This window comes from Hydrogenophaga sp. UC242_53, from assembly GCF_042696965.1.
Taxonomy (GTDB): Bacteria; Pseudomonadota; Gammaproteobacteria; order Burkholderiales; family Burkholderiaceae_C; genus Hydrogenophaga.
The window spans coordinates 3,263,226-3,277,491 of record NZ_CP170552.1; the positions used below are offsets into that span (position 1 = coordinate 3,263,226).

12 protein-coding genes and 2 pseudogenes are annotated in these 14,266 nt (G+C 66.5%); 11 read left to right on the top strand and 3 right to left on the bottom strand.

Annotation, left to right across the window (positions count from 1 at the left end; translation table 11 throughout):
- Positions 1-38: 38 nt before the first annotated feature.
- The 3 genes and pseudogenes from acnB to ACFJI0_RS16430 form a co-directional block, all read right to left on the bottom strand.
- Positions 39-2,641, bottom strand: a pseudogene (acnB, locus tag ACFJI0_RS16420) (bifunctional aconitate hydratase 2/2-methylisocitrate dehydratase).
- A 67-nt stretch (positions 2,642-2,708) separates the two neighbouring features.
- Positions 2,709-3,713: an HpcH/HpaI aldolase/citrate lyase family protein gene (locus tag ACFJI0_RS16425; RefSeq protein ID WP_382321189.1), complete on the bottom strand. Its 1,005-nt coding sequence runs from the start codon at positions 3,711-3,713 to the stop codon at positions 2,709-2,711.
- 18 nt (positions 3,714-3,731) lie between these two features.
- On the bottom strand, positions 3,732-4,718 hold the full coding sequence (locus ACFJI0_RS16430) for a malate dehydrogenase (RefSeq protein ID WP_297403047.1): 987 nt from the start codon (positions 4,716-4,718) through the stop codon (positions 3,732-3,734).
- Between the two features lie 171 nt (positions 4,719-4,889).
- Between ACFJI0_RS16430 and ACFJI0_RS16435 the strand changes: the two genes are divergently transcribed.
- From ACFJI0_RS16435 to leuD, 11 genes and pseudogenes are all read left to right on the top strand, one after another.
- The gene (locus ACFJI0_RS16435; RefSeq protein WP_382321191.1) at positions 4,890-5,687 is read left to right on the top strand and encodes a GntR family transcriptional regulator; all 798 of its coding nucleotides are present in this window, start codon (positions 4,890-4,892) and stop codon (positions 5,685-5,687) included.
- A 154-nt stretch (positions 5,688-5,841) separates the two neighbouring features.
- The gene (gene sdhC / locus ACFJI0_RS16440; RefSeq protein ID WP_382321192.1) at positions 5,842-6,273 is read left to right on the top strand and encodes a succinate dehydrogenase, cytochrome b556 subunit; all 432 of its coding nucleotides are present in this window, start codon (positions 5,842-5,844) and stop codon (positions 6,271-6,273) included.
- A gap of 20 nt (positions 6,274-6,293) precedes the next feature.
- Positions 6,294-6,659 carry a succinate dehydrogenase, hydrophobic membrane anchor protein gene (gene sdhD / locus ACFJI0_RS16445; protein WP_291119976.1) on the top strand — a complete coding sequence of 122 codons (366 nt, stop codon included), beginning with the start codon at positions 6,294-6,296 and terminating at the stop codon, positions 6,657-6,659.
- 4 nt (positions 6,660-6,663) lie between these two features.
- Positions 6,664-8,469, top strand: coding sequence for a succinate dehydrogenase flavoprotein subunit (sdhA, locus tag ACFJI0_RS16450; protein ID WP_382321193.1), 1,806 nt, complete (start codon positions 6,664-6,666; stop codon positions 8,467-8,469).
- Positions 8,470-8,509: 40 nt separating this feature from the next.
- Positions 8,510-9,214 (top strand): succinate dehydrogenase iron-sulfur subunit, encoded by a 705-nt coding sequence (locus ACFJI0_RS16455; RefSeq protein WP_382321195.1) that lies wholly within the window; start codon positions 8,510-8,512, stop codon positions 9,212-9,214.
- Positions 9,215-9,233: 19 nt separating this feature from the next.
- Positions 9,234-9,545, top strand: a complete 312-nt coding sequence (locus ACFJI0_RS16460; RefSeq protein WP_291119968.1) for a succinate dehydrogenase assembly factor 2 — start codon at positions 9,234-9,236, stop codon at positions 9,543-9,545.
- Positions 9,542-10,852: a citrate synthase gene (locus tag ACFJI0_RS16465; RefSeq protein WP_382321197.1), complete on the top strand. Its 1,311-nt coding sequence runs from the start codon at positions 9,542-9,544 to the stop codon at positions 10,850-10,852. The genes ACFJI0_RS16460 and ACFJI0_RS16465 overlap by 4 nt, the downstream gene beginning before the upstream one ends.
- Before the next feature lie 159 nt (positions 10,853-11,011).
- Entirely contained in the window at positions 11,012-11,938 is a 927-nt protein-coding gene (locus ACFJI0_RS16470; RefSeq protein WP_382321199.1) for a LysR family transcriptional regulator, read from the top strand.
- Between the two features lie 29 nt (positions 11,939-11,967).
- Positions 11,968-13,388 (top strand): annotated as a pseudogene (leuC, locus tag ACFJI0_RS16475) (3-isopropylmalate dehydratase large subunit).
- 40 nt (positions 13,389-13,428) lie between these two features.
- On the top strand, positions 13,429-13,590 hold the full coding sequence (locus ACFJI0_RS16480; protein WP_291114172.1) for an entericidin EcnAB: 162 nt from the start codon (positions 13,429-13,431) through the stop codon (positions 13,588-13,590).
- A 15-nt stretch (positions 13,591-13,605) separates the two neighbouring features.
- Positions 13,606-14,256, top strand: coding sequence for a 3-isopropylmalate dehydratase small subunit (gene leuD / locus ACFJI0_RS16485; protein ID WP_382321201.1), 651 nt, complete (start codon positions 13,606-13,608; stop codon positions 14,254-14,256).
- The last annotated feature ends 10 nt before the right edge of the window (positions 14,257-14,266 follow it).

Below are 14,266 nucleotides of genomic sequence, written 5' to 3' on the forward strand. Positions count from 1 at the left end.
CCGGGGGGTGACGCCGAAGGCGGCGCGGGGGGTCCCTTTTACGCCGTCACACCCTTCGCGGCCTCGGCGTACTCCTCGATCTGGTCGAAGTTCATGTACTGGTAGATCGCCGCGCCGTCCTTGTTCACCACGCCCATGGCTTCGTGGTACTCGGCCACGGTGGGGATGTGGCCCAGCTTGGAGGCGATGGCCGCGAGTTCGGCCGAGGCCAGGTACACGTTGGTGTTCTTGCCCAGGCGGTTCGGGAAGTTGCGGGTGGAGGTGGACACCACGGTCGCGCCTTCGCGCACCTGCGCCTGGTTGCCCATGCACAGCGAGCAGCCGGGCATTTCGGTGCGGGCACCGGCGGTGCCGAACGCCGAGTAGTGGCCTTCCTTGATCAGCTCGCTCTCGTCCATCTTGGTCGGCGGCGCGACCCACAGCTTGACGGGGATGTCGCGCTGGCCGCCCAGCAGCTTGGCCGCGGCACGGAAGTGGCCGATGTTGGTCATGCACGAACCGATGAAGGCTTCATCGATCTTGGTGCCGGCCACGTCGGACAGGGTCTTGGCGTCATCGGGGTCGTTCGGGCAGCAGAGGATGGGTTCCTTGATGTCGGCCAAGTCGATCTCGATCACGGCGGCGTACTCGGCGTCCTTGTCGGCTTCGAGCAGGCTGGGGTTTGCGCAGCCAGGCTTCCACCTTCTCGATGCGGCGCTTCAGGCTGCGGGCATCGGCGTAGCCCTGGGCGATCATGTTCTTCATCAGCACCACGTTGCTGGTGAGGTATTCCTTCACCGGCTCGGGGTTGAGCTTGATGGTGCAACCGGCGGCCGAGCGCTCGGCCGAAGCGTCGCTCAGCTCGAAGGCCTGTTCGACCTTCAGATCCGGCAGGCCTTCGATTTCCAGGATGCGGCCCGAGAAGATGTTGATCTTGCCGGCCTTGCGCCACGGTCAGCAGACCGGCCTTGATCGCGTACAGCGGGATCGCGTGCACCAGGTCGCGCAGGGTCACGCCGGGCTGCATCTGGCCCTTGAAGCGCACCAGCACGGATTCGGGCATGTCCAGCGGCATCACGCCGGTGGCGGCGCCGAAGGCCACCAGGCCGGAGCCGGCGGGGAAGCTGATGCCGATCGGGAAACGGGTGTGCGAGTCACCGCCGGTGCCCACGGTGTCGGGCAGCAGCAGGCGGTTGAGCCAGCTGTGGATCACGCCGTCGCCCGGGCGCAGGGCCACGCCGCCGCGGTTGCTGATGAAGGCGGGCAGCTCGCGGTGGGTCTTCACGTCCACCGGCTTGGGGTAGGCGGCGGTGTGGCAGAAGGACTGCATCACCATGTCGGCGCTGAAGCCCAGGCAGGCCAGGTCCTTCAGTTCGTCGCGCGTCATCGGGCCGGTGGTGTCCTGCGAACCGACGGTGGTCATCTTGGGTTCGCAGTAGGTGCCGGGGCGCACGCCGAAGCCTTCGGGCAGGCCGACCGCGCGCCCCACCATCTTCTGGGCCAGGGTGAAGCCGGCCTTGGTTTCGGCGGGTGCCTGCGGCAGGCGGAACACCGTGCTGGCGGGCAGGCCCAGGAACTCACGCGCCTTGGCGGTGAGCGAGCGGCCGATGATCAGGTTGATGCGGCCGCCGGCGCGCACTTCGTCGAACAGCACGTCGCTGCGCAGCTGGAATTCGACCAGCGTGGCGCCACCCTTGGTGATCTTGCCGTCGTAGGGGTGGATGTCGATCACGTCGCCCATTTCGAGCTTGCTCACGTCCACTTCGATCGGCAGCGCGCCCGAGTCTTCCTGGGTGTTGAAGAAGATGGGGGCGATCTTGCCGCCCAGCGTGACGCCACCGAAGCGCTTGTTGGGCACGAAGGGGATGTCCTGGCCGGTGGCCCAGATCACGCTGTTGGTGGCCGACTTGCGGCTGGAGCCGGTGCCCACCACATCGCCCACGTAGGCCACGAGGTGGCCCTTCTTCTTCAGGTCGTCGATGAACTGCATCGGGCCGCGCTTGCCGTCTTCCTCGGGCTTGAAGGCCGCGCCTTCGCGCGTGTTCTTCAGCATGGCGAGGTAGTGCAGCGGGATGTCCGGGCGGCTCCAGGCGTCGGGTGCGGGCGAGAGGTCGTCGGTGTTGGTTTCGCCGGGCACCTTGAACACGGTCACGGTGATGGTCTTGTCGACTTCGGGGCGGCTGGTGAACCACTCGGCGTCGGCCCAGCTCTGCATCACCTGGCGGGCCTTGAGGTTGCCAGCCTTGGCCTTCTCGGCCACGTCGTTGAAGAAGTCGAACATCAGCAGCGTCTTCTTCAGGCCCTCGGCCGCCACGCTGGCCACTTCCTCGTCGTCCAGCAGTTCGATCAGCGGGTGCACGTTGTAGCCGCCCACCATGGTGCCCAGCAGCTCGGTGGCCTTGGACTTGGAGATCAGGCTCACCTTCACGTCGCCATGCGCCACGGCGGCCAGGAAGCTGGCCTTGACCTTGGCCGCGTCGTCCACGCCGGGCGGCACGCGGTGCGTGATGAGGTCCAGCAGGAAGGCGTCCTCACCGGCCGGCGGTGCCTTGATCAGCTCGATCAGGTCGGCGACCTGCTTGGCGTCCAGCGGCAGCGGAGGAATGCCCAGCGCGGCGCGTTCGGCGGCGTGGGCGCGGTAGTCGGTGAGGAAGGTGGACATGGGGTTCTCCAGTGGGGATGTGAAATTCGTGGGGCAGAAAACAGGTGGGGACGGTTGCCAAGCAAGCTCAATGCCGCAGGGCGGCGGGTTCGGCGAAGTGGGCTTGCACCGTGTCGGGCAATGGCAGGCCGGTCTGGTGCGCGCGCTCCAGCACTTGCCAGAAGTAGCGGTAGCTCGCCCGGTCGTGCAGGCGGCCTTCGAACTGCACCGGCGCCCAGTCGGCGGCCAGGGCGCGCTCGATGAGGGCGGCGGCGGTGTGGACCTCGCTCGCCTGGGGCGCGAACGCGGCCAGGATGGGGCGGATCTGATCAGGGTGGATGCTCCACATGCGCGTGTAACCGAGCTCGCGGGCGGCCTGGCGGGCGGCCTGCTGCAGGGCATCCAGGTGCTTGAACTCGGTCACCACGCAGTGCGAGGGCACCTTGCCGTGCGCATGGCAGGCCGAGGCGATCTCCAGCTTGGCGCGCAGCACCAGCGGGTGCGAGAACTGGCCGGCGGCGCTCATGCCGTCGGCCGGGATGGCGCCGCCGTGCGCCGAGACGAAGTCCATCAGGCCGAAGCTGATGCTCTGCACCCGGGGGTGGGCGGCGATGTCGAACGCGCGGTGCACCGCCGCGGGGGACTCGACGAGCACGTGCAGGGGCAAGGCCCGGGCGCCAGCGGCGTCGAGCGCGTCCGCTGCGCGCTGCACGTCGGCGACCGATTCGACCTTGGGCACCATGAGGTGCGCGAGGCGATGGCCGGCGCGCGCCGCGATGGTGGCGACGTCGGCGTCGAACGCCGGGTGGTCCACCGGGTGCACGCGCACCGCCACGCGCGCCTCGGGCGCCGCGGCCAGGGCCAGTTCGGTCACCAGCGCGGCGTGCTCGGCCTCACCGCCCACGGGCGCGCCGTCCTCGCAATCCAGCGTGACGTCGAAGACGCAGGTGCCGAACTCCTCGGCCATCTCGGCCTGCAGCGCCAGGCTCTTGCGCATCCGGGCTTCCACCCCGCTGTAGTGGTCGCAGACCGGCAGCGCGAACGCGCCGGCCTGGGCACCGAGCAGGATGTGGCGAGGATGGATCGGAGCCAAGGCGCGGTTACCAGCCGATTACAGGAGGTGCTTGACGCCGTCCTGCTCACCCTTGAGCTCGTCCAGCGTCTTGTTGATGCGCTCTTGCGAGAAGGCGTCGATTTCCAGGCCTTCAATGATCTTGTACTTGCCGCCTTCGGTGGTGACGGGGAAGCCGAAGATCACGTCCTTGGGGATGCCGTATTCGCCGTTGGAGGGCACGCCCATGGTGACCCACTTGCCGTTGGAGCCCAGGGCCCAGTCGCGCATGTGGTCGATGGCGGCGTTGGCGGCCGAAGCGGCCGACGACAGGCCACGCGCCTCGATGATGGCGGCGCCGCGCTTGCCCACGGTGGGCAGGAAGGTGTCGGCGTTCCAGACCTGGTCGTTGATCGCATCCTTCACGCTCTTGCCGCCGATCGTGGCGAAGCGGTAGTCGGCGTACATGGTGGGCGAGTGGTTGCCCCAGACGGTGAGCTTCTCGATCTCGCCGACCTTGCCACCGGTCTTGGCGGCGATCTGGCTGGCGGCGCGGTTGTGGTCCAGGCGCAGCATGGCGGTGAAGTTCTCGCGCGGCAGGCTGGGCGCGCTTTTCATGGCGATGTAGGCGTTGGTGTTGGCGGGGTTGCCGACCACCAGCACCTTGACGTCGCGGCTGGCGACCTTGTCCAGCGCCTTGCCCTGGGCGGTGAAGATCTGGGCGTTGGCGGCCAGCAGGTCGGCGCGCTCCATGCCGGGGCCGCGCGGACGGGCACCCACCAGCAGGGCGTAGTCGGTGTCCTTGAAGGCGGTCATGGGGTCGCTGTGGGCTTCCATGCCGGCCAGCAGCGGGAACGCGCAGTCTTCCAGCTCCATCATCACGCCCTTGAGCGCCTTCTGGGCCTTCTCGTCCGGAATTTCCAGCAGCTGCAGGATCACGGGCTGGTCCTTGCCCAGCATCTCGCCGGAGGCGATGCGAAACAGCAGGGCGTAACCGATCTGGCCAGCGGCGCCGGTGACGGCAACGCGAACGGGCTTCTTGTTCATGGTGAAAACTCCGGAAAAGGACGTTGGGGAAGAGAGAAATGACGAGGCGGGCGAACCCCCTGGACAGCCCGTGAGTGTACCCTCGCAAACCCTGATACGTCAATTTGTCTTATGTCTTATATAAGATATGATTGAAGCCATGAGCGCCCTCCCGATGGCGCCCGCAAACGCATGCGCACCTCACCCCAGAATCCCACCGACGCGGCACCTGCAGAGGCCGGCGCCCCCGTGTTCGAGAACACCGCGCCGGCCTTCAGCCCGCTGTACCAGCAGATCAAGACCCTGATCCTGCGCAGCCTGCAGGCGGGCGAGTGGAAGCCGGGCGACATGATCCCGAGCGAATTCGACCTGGCCGCGCGCTTTCGCGTGAGCCAGGGCACCGTGCGCAAGGCGATCGACGAACTCGCCACCGACAACCTGCTGGTGCGCCGCCAAGGCAAAGGCACCTTCGTGCGCACCCACGCCGAGCAACACATCCAGTACCGCTTCCTGCGCCTGCTGCCCGACACCGGCACGCTGGAAGACCAGGGGCCGGCCGAGCGCCGCATCGTCGAATGCCGCCGCCTGCGCGCGCCGGCCGAGGTGGCGCGCCAGCTGGCCCTGCGCACGGGCGACGCTGTGCTGCAGGTCAAGCGCGTGCTGGCGTTCGCCGGCATCCCCGCCATCGTGGAAGAACTCTGGCTGCCGGGCGGCCCCTTCAAAGGCCTGACGATCGAGGCGCTGTCGGAAGACAAGGGCCCGATGTACGCCCTGTTCGAAACGCAGTTCGGCGTGCGCATGGTGCGCGCGGTGGAAAAGATCAAGGCGGTCAGCGCCGACGAAGACACCGCCACCCTGCTGGGCGTCGCGCCCGGGCACCCGCTGCTGAGCGTGGAACGCCTGGCCTACACCTACAACGACGAACCCATGGAGTTGCGCCGCGGCTACTACCGCACCGACGCACGCCATTACCGCAACGAGCTGAGCTGATGGCGCACCCAGCCGGAGCCCCGGATATCGGGGAGCGTCCGAGTGCCGGACTGCGGTTTGGTGCATTGCAATAGAATTTGACGCGCCTTGGCAATAGTTACCAACGAGTTACCAAGCCGCGACGACCCCTCCCTCCCCGGAAGAAAGCCCCACCATGACCGAGTTGACCAAGAAGCGGCCCGAGTTCCGCAACATCAACGCCTTCAAGGATCTCACCACCTACCGCCTGCCTCCGGCCGGCTGGGTGTCGATCCTGCACCGCGCCAGCGGCGGCCTGATGTTCATCCTGCTCCCCCTGATCGTCTGGCTGTTCGACACCTCCGTGTCGTCCGAGCTGTCCTTCGAACGTTTCAGCTCGGCGTTTTCCGCCGGCATCGGCTTCGTGCCGGGCTGGTTCTTCAAGCTCGTGGTGCTGTCCATCATCTGGGCCTACCTGCACCACCTGATCGCCGGCGTCCGCCACCTGTACATGGACGCCTGCCATGCGGTGAGCAAGGAATTCGGCCGCTCTTCCGCCATCGTCACGCTGGTGCTGAGCATCGGCCTCACGCTGGTGCTGGGCGCCAAGCTGTTCGGCCTGTACTGATAGCGACGAGGAAACTGAACATGTCCGTCAACTACGGTTCCAAGCGCGTCGTCACCGGCGCCCACTACGGCCTGCGCGACTGGCTCGCCCAGCGCATCACCGCCGCCCTCATGGCGATCTTCACGCTGATCGTGCTGCTGCAGGTGCTGTTCATCAGCGGCCCCATCGGCTACGAGAGCTGGGCCGGCATCTTCGCCCAACAGTGGATGAAGGCGCTGACCTTCGCCGTCTTCCTGGCCCTGGCCTACCACGTGTGGGTCGGCATGCGCGACATCTGGATGGACTACGTCAAGCCCGCCGGCATCCGCCTCGTGCTGCACGTCTTCACCATCGTCTGGCTCCTGTCCTGCCTGGGCTGGGCCGTTCAAGTTCTCTGGAGGCTCTGAAGCCATGACCGCATCCGCATCCCTTCCCAAGCGTCAGTTCGACGTGGTCATCGTCGGCGCCGGCGGCTCCGGCATGCGCGCCTCGCTGCAGCTCGCGCGCGCCGGCCTCAAGGTGGCCGTGCTCTCCAAGGTGTTCCCCACGCGCTCGCACACCGTGGCGGCCCAGGGCGGCATCGGCGCCTCGCTCGGTAACATGAACGAGGACAACTGGCACTACCACTTCTACGACACCATCAAGGGCTCCGACTGGCTGGGCGACCAGGACGCCATCGAGTTCATGTGCCGTGAAGCCCCCAAGGTCGTCTACGAGCTCGAACACTTCGGCATGCCGTTCGACCGCAACCCCGACGGCACGATCTACCAGCGCCCGTTCGGCGGCCACACCGCCAACTACGGTGAGAAGCCGGTGCAGCGCGCCTGCGCCGCGGCCGACCGCACCGGCCACGCCATGCTGCACACCCTGTACCAGCAGAACGTGCAGGCCCGCACCACCTTCTTCGTCGAATGGATGGCGCTGGACCTGATCCGCGACGCCAGCGGCGACGTGGTCGGCGTGACCGCGCTGGAGATGGAAACCGGCGAGACCTACATCCTCGAAGCCAAGACCACGCTGCTGGCCACCGGCGGCGCCGGTCGCATCTTCGCGGCTTCCACCAACGCGTTCATCAACACCGGTGACGGCCTGGGCATGGCGGCGCGCGCCGGCATCCCGCTGCAGGACATGGAGTTCTGGCAGTTCCACCCCACCGGCGTGGCCGGCGCGGGCGTGCTGCTGACCGAAGGCTGCCGCGGCGAAGGCGCCATCCTGCGCAACGTCAACGGCGATCGTTTCATGGAGCGTTACGCGCCCACGCTGAAAGACCTGGCACCGCGCGACTTCGTCTCGCGCTGCATGGACCAGGAAATCAAGGAAGGACGCGGCTGCGGTCCGAACAAGGACTACATCCACCTCGACATGACGCACATCGGCGTCAACGACATCATGAAGCGCCTGCCCTCGGTCTACGAGATCGGGCACAACTTCGCCAACGTCGACATCACCAAGGACCCCATCCCCGTGGTGCCCACCATCCACTACCAGATGGGCGGCATCCCGACCAACATCCACGGTCAGGTGGTGACTCCGGACGGCCAGGGCAACCAGAAGGTGGTCAACGGTCTCTACGCCGTGGGCGAATGCTCCTGCGTGAGCGTGCACGGCGCCAACCGCCTGGGCACCAACTCGCTGCTCGACCTGCTCGTGTTCGGCAAGGCGGCTGGTGACCACATCGTCCAGTACAACAACAAGAACAAGATCCACAAGCCCCTGCCTGCCGACGCGGCGGACAAGACGCTGGCCCGCCTGGCCCGCCTGGACAACGCCACCGATGGCGAGTATTCGCAGGACGTGGCCAACGACCTGCGCACCGCCATGCAGCAGCACGCCGGCGTGTTCCGCACACAGGCCAGCATGGACGAAGGCGTGGTCAAGATCAACGCGATGCGCGCACGCGTCGCCGCCATCACGCTCAAGGACAAGTCCAAGGTGTTCAACACCGCGCGCATCGAAGCGCTGGAAGTGGAGAACCTGATCGAATGCGCCCAGGCCACCATGACCTCGGCCGCCGCGCGCCGCGAGTGCCGCGGCGCCCACACGGTGAACGACTACGAGCGCCCGGCCGACGACGCGCAGTTCCCCCTGGGCCGCAACGACGCGGAGTGGATGAAGCACACGCTGTGGCACAGCGCCGACAACAGCCTGACTTACAAGCCTGTCAACCTCAAGCCCCTGACCGTGGAGTCGGTGCCCCCGAAGGTCCGCACCTTCTGAGCCCCTTCACCCAGCACCCACGACGCACGGAGAACAAACCATGGCAAAACGCACCTTCAAGATCTACCGCTACGACCCGGACAAGGACGCCAAGCCCTACATGCAGAGCATCGAAGTCGAACTCGATCGCCATGAGCGCATGCTGCTCGATGCCCTGATGAAGCTCAAGGCGGTGGATCCCTCCATCTCGTTCCGCCGCTCGTGCCGTGAAGGCGTGTGCGGCTCGGACGCCATGAACATCAACGGCAAGAACGGTCTGGCCTGCCTGACCAACATGAACACGCTCAAGGGCGACATCGTGCTCAAGCCGCTGCCCGGCCTGCCGGTGGTGCGCGACCTGATCGTGGACATGACGCTGTTCTTCAAGCAGTACAACAGCATCAAGCCCTACCTGATCAACGAAACCGTGGCGCCCGAGAAGGAGCGCCTGCAGAGCCCCGAAGAGCGCGAAGAGCTCAACGGCCTGTACGAGTGCATCCTGTGCGCCAGTTGCTCAACCAGCTGCCCGAGCTTCTGGTGGAACCCGGACAAGTTCGTCGGCCCCGCAGGCCTGCTGCAGGCCTACCGCTTCATCGCCGACAGCCGCGACCAGGCCACCAGTGAGCGCCTGGACAACCTGGAAGACCCGTACCGCCTGTTCCGCTGCCACACCATCATGAACTGCGTGGACGTCTGCCCCAAGGGCCTGAACCCCACAAAGGCCATCGGCAAGATCAAGGAAATGATGGTGCTGCGCTCGGTCTGAGCGCCCACCCCCGAACCCCATGACCGACACCCCCCTGCAGGATGCCTTGCTGGACGAGCGCGCGCTGAGCAAGCTGCGCTGGCGGTGTCGTCGTGGCCTGCTCGAGAACGATCTGTTCATCGAGCGATTCTTCGCCAGGCACGAATCTGGCTTAACCGTGCGCCAAGCCGATGCACTCGGGCTCTTGATGGACTTGTCCGACAACGACCTGCTGGATCTGCTGCTCGGTCGAAAGCCCCTCCAAGGCGATCTCGAACGCGCGGACGTGACGCAAGTGCTTGCACTGCTGCGCGGCCTGCGACCTCTCTCATCATCCGAGGAACCTGCATGAAACTCGTAGACAACAAAGCCACCCTGTCGTTCTCCAACGGCAGCCCCAGCGTCGACCTGCCGGTCTACGCCGGCAACATCGGTCCGGACGTGATCGACATCCGAAAGCTCTACGCGCAGACCGGCATGTTCACCTACGACCCGGGCTTCCTGTCCACGGCCTCGTGCCAGTCGGCCATCACCTACATCGATGGCGACAAGGGCGAGCTGCTGTACCGCGGCTACCCCATCGAACAGCTGGCGACGCAGTGCGACTACCTCGACACCTGCTACCTGCTGCTCAACGGCGAGCTGCCGAACGAATCGCAGCGGGGCGACTTCCACAAGCTCGTGACCAACCACACCATGGTCAACGAGCAGATGCAGTTTTTCCTGCGCGGCTTCCGCCGTGACGCCCACCCCATGGCCGTGCTCACCGGCCTGGTCGGCGGCCTGTCGGCCTTCTATCACGACAGCACGGACATCAACAACCCGAAGCACCGTGAGATCGCCGCGATCCGACTGATCGCCAAGATGCCCACGCTGGGGGCGATGGCCTACAAGTACGGCATCGGCCAGCCCTACATGTACCCGAAGAACGACCTGAGCTACTCGGGCAACTTCCTGCGCATGATGTTCGGCACGCCCTGCGAGGAGTACCAGGTCAACCCGGTGCTCGAGCGCGCGCTGGACCGCATCTTCATCCTGCACGCCGACCACGAGCAGAACGCCTCCACCTCCACCGTGCGCCTGTGCGGCTCGTCGGGCACCAACCCGTTCGCCGCCATCGCGGCCGGCGTGGCCTGCCTGTGGGGCCCGGCCCACGGCGGCGCCAACGAGGCCTGCCTGAACATGCTGGAAGACATCCAGCGCAACGGCGGCGTCTCCAAGGTTGGCGAGTTCATGGAGAAGGTCAAGGACAAGAACTCCGGCGTCAAGCTCATGGGCTTCGGTCACCGCGTGTACAAGAACTACGACCCGCGCGCCAAGCTGATGCAGGAAACCTGCAACGAAGTGCTGCAGGAACTGGGCCTGGAAAACGACCCCCTGTTCAAGCTGGCCAAGGAACTCGAGAAGATCGCGCTGGAAGACGAGTACTTCGTCTCGCGCAAGCTCTACCCGAACGTGGACTTCTACTCCGGCATCGTGCAGCGCGCCATCGGCATCCCGGTCAACCTGTTCACCGGCATCTTCGCGCTGGCGCGCACCGTCGGCTGGATCGCCCAGCTCAACGAGATGATCAGCGACCCTGAGTACAAGATCGGCCGTCCGCGCCAGCTGTTCACCGGCTCGGTGCGCCGCGACGTCAAGCCGCTGGCGAACCGCTGATCGGCGTCCGCCCCCCTGAAAGCCCGCCGCCCGGCGGGCTTTTTTTCGCCTCCGGCCTGCGCAGAGCAGCAAGCCACCCATCGTCCTTGACGATGTCATGGACTCACTATCTGAGGGAAAATCCTTTTTCGACCTCTCCAAACGAGAAGCCAACGCCCCATGCTCTCGGAACGCAATTTCGCCCGCCAGATCGACCTCACCTCGCTGCAGCTCTTCGTGGCCGTGTGCGAGCTGGGCAGCATCGGCCGCGCGGCGGAGCGGGAGTTCATCGCCGCCTCGGCGATCAGCAAGCGCCTGTCGGACCTGGAAAGCGCGCTGGGCACCACACTGCTGCACCGCCATGCGCGGGGCGTGCGGCTCACGCCCGCGGGCGAGGGCCTGCTGCACCACGCGCGCACCGTGCTGTTCGGCCTGGAGAAGATGCAGATCGAACTGGCCGAGTACGCCGATGGCGTGCGCGGGCATGTGCGCGTGCACGCCAGCATCTCGGCCATCGTGCAGTTCCTGCCCGAAGACCTGGGCGCCTTCGCGCGCCAACACCCCCAGATCAAGATCGATCTGGAGGAGCACCTCAGCCCCGAGGTGTTGCGCGCGGTAAAGGAGGGCGCCACCGACCTCGGCCTGTGCAACGGCGCCATGGGCACCGTTGGCCTGCAAAGCCTGCCCTACCGGCGCGACAGCCTGGCGCTCGTGGTGCCACGCGGGCACCCGCTGGCCAGCGGCGGCCCCGCGCCCTTCGAAGCCACCCTGCCCTTCGACCATGTGGGCCTGCACGCCAACAGCTCCATCCACCTGGCCACGCACCAGGCTGCCACCCAGGCCGGCACCACCGTACGCGTGCGCATCCGCGTAACTGGGCTGGACGCCATGTGCCGCATGATCGCCAACGGCCTGGGCGTGGGCGTGATGCCCGAGCGCGCCTTCCAGTTGCTGAGCACCGGCGATGCGCTGCAGGCCGTGCCCTTGACCGATCCCTGGGCCCAGCGCCAGCTGGTGCTGGTGGCCCGCGATTTCTCCAGCCTGCCCGCCAGCGCACGCCTGCTGGTGGATCACCTCAGTGCCGCCGATGTCCGTCAGGCGGCCTAAAATCCTTCCTCCACGACAAGACCCACGCCATGCCACGCACGCTCTACGACAAGATCTGGGACGAACACGTTGTCCACACCGAAGAGGACGGCACGTCCGTGCTCTACATCGACCGGCACCTGGTGCACGAAGTCACCAGCCCCCAGGCCTATGAAGGCCTGCGCCAGGCTGGCCGCAAGGTCTGGCGCGTGAGTTCGGTGGCGCGCACCGCCGACCACAACACGCCCACCAACGGCTGGGAACTCGGCTACGACGGCATCACCGACCCGGTCAGCAAGGAACAGATCACCACGCTGGACAGCAACATCGCCGAATTCGGCGCGGCCGCGTTCTTCCCCTTCATGTCCAAGCGCCAGGGCATCGTGCACGTGATCGGCCCGGAAAACGGCGCGACCCTGCCGGGCATGACCGTGGTCTGCGGCGACAGCCACACCTCCACCCACGGGGCGTTCGGCGCCCTGGCCCACGGCATCGGCACCAGCGAGGTCGAGCACGTGCTGGCCACGCAGACCCTGCTGGCCAAGAAAGCCAAGAACATGCTGGTGCGCGTGGACGGCCAGCTCGCCAAGGGCTGCACCGCCAAGGACATCGTGCTGGCCATCATCGGCAAGATCGGCACGGCCGGCGGCACGGGCTACACCATCGAGTTCGGCGGCGCGGCGATCCGCGCGCTGAGCATGGAAGGCCGCATGACGGTGTGCAACATGCCATCGAAGGCGGCGCGCGCGCCGGCCTCGTGGCGGTGGACGACAAGACCATCGAATACGTCAAGGGCCGCCCGCTCTCGCCCACCGGCGTGGAATGGGACCAGGCCGTGGCCTACTGGAAGACCCTGCAGTCCGACACCGACGCGACGTTCGACGCCGTGGTCGAACTCGACGCCTCGCAGATCGTGCCGCAGGTCACCTGGGGCACCTCGCCCGAGATGGTGCTCGGCATCGACGGCTCGGTGCCCGACCCCGACCGCGAAAAGGACGCCAACAAGCGCGGCGCCATCGAACGCGCGCTGACCTACATGGACCTGTCGCCCGGCAAGCCGCTCAACGACATCTTCGTCGACAAGGTCTTCATCGGTTCCTGCACCAACAGCCGCATCGAAGACATGCGCGAAGCCGCCGCCGTGGTGAAGAAGCTCGGCCAGAAGGTGCGCAAGAACGTCAAGCTGGCGCTGGTCGTGCCGGGCTCCGGCCTGGTGAAGGCCCAGGCCGAGCGCGAAGGCCTGCACGAGATCTTCAAGGCGGCGGGCTTCGAGTGGCGCGAGCCCGGTTGCTCGATGTGCCTGGCCATGAACGCCGACCGGCTGGAGCCGGGCGAGCGCTGCGCCTCCACCAGCAACCGCAACTTCGAAGGCCGCCAGGGCGCTGGTGGCCGCACCCACCTGGTGTCCCCCGCCATGGCCGCCGCGGCCGCGGTGCACGGCCACTTCGTGGACGTGCGCACCTTCGCTTGACCCTTCCTCCTTCCCCCGCAACCACCCTCAGGAGATTCACATGAAACGCATTGCATGGATCGCAGCCGCCTTCGCCCTCTCGCTGACGCTGGCCGCGTGCAACACCTGGACCGGCGTCAAGCAGGACGCCAAGCAAGCCGGCCAGGCGGCCGGCAAGGGCATTGAAAAAGCCGGCGAGAAGGTCCAGGACATCGCCAAATAACAGGCACACATCACCATGCAGAAATTCACCCTCCACAAGGGCCTCGTGGCCCCGATGGACCGCGAGAACGTCGACACCGACGCCATCATCCCCAAGCAGTTCCTGAAGTCGATCCGCAAGACCGGCTTCGGCGAGAACCTGTTCGACGAGTGGCGCTACCTCGACAAGGGCGAACCGGGCCAGGACCCGGCCAGCCGCAAGCCCAACCCCGACTTCGTGCTCAACCAGCCGCGCTACGCCGGTGCGTCCGTGCTGCTGGCGCGCAAGAACTTCGGCTGCGGCTCCAGCCGCGAGCACGCGCCCTGGGCCATCGACCAGTACGGTTTTCGCGCCATCATCGCGCCCAGCTACGCCGACATCTTCTTCAACAACTGCTTCAAGAACGGCCTGCTGCCCATCCAGTTGCCCGAGGCGCAGGTGGCCCAGCTGTTCGATGAAGTCGCGGCCTTCCCCGGCTACCAGCTCACCATCGACCTGGAGCGCCAGGTGATCGTCAAGCCGCAGGGCGAGGAAATCCCCTTCGACGTGCAGGCGTTCCGCAAGTACTGCCTGCTCAACGGGCTGGACGACATCGGCCTCACGCTGCGCTACAAGGACAAGATCGCGGCCTTCGAAGCCGAGCGCCTGGCGACCAAGCCCTGGCTCGCGCACACGATGGCGGCCTGAGCATTTCTCT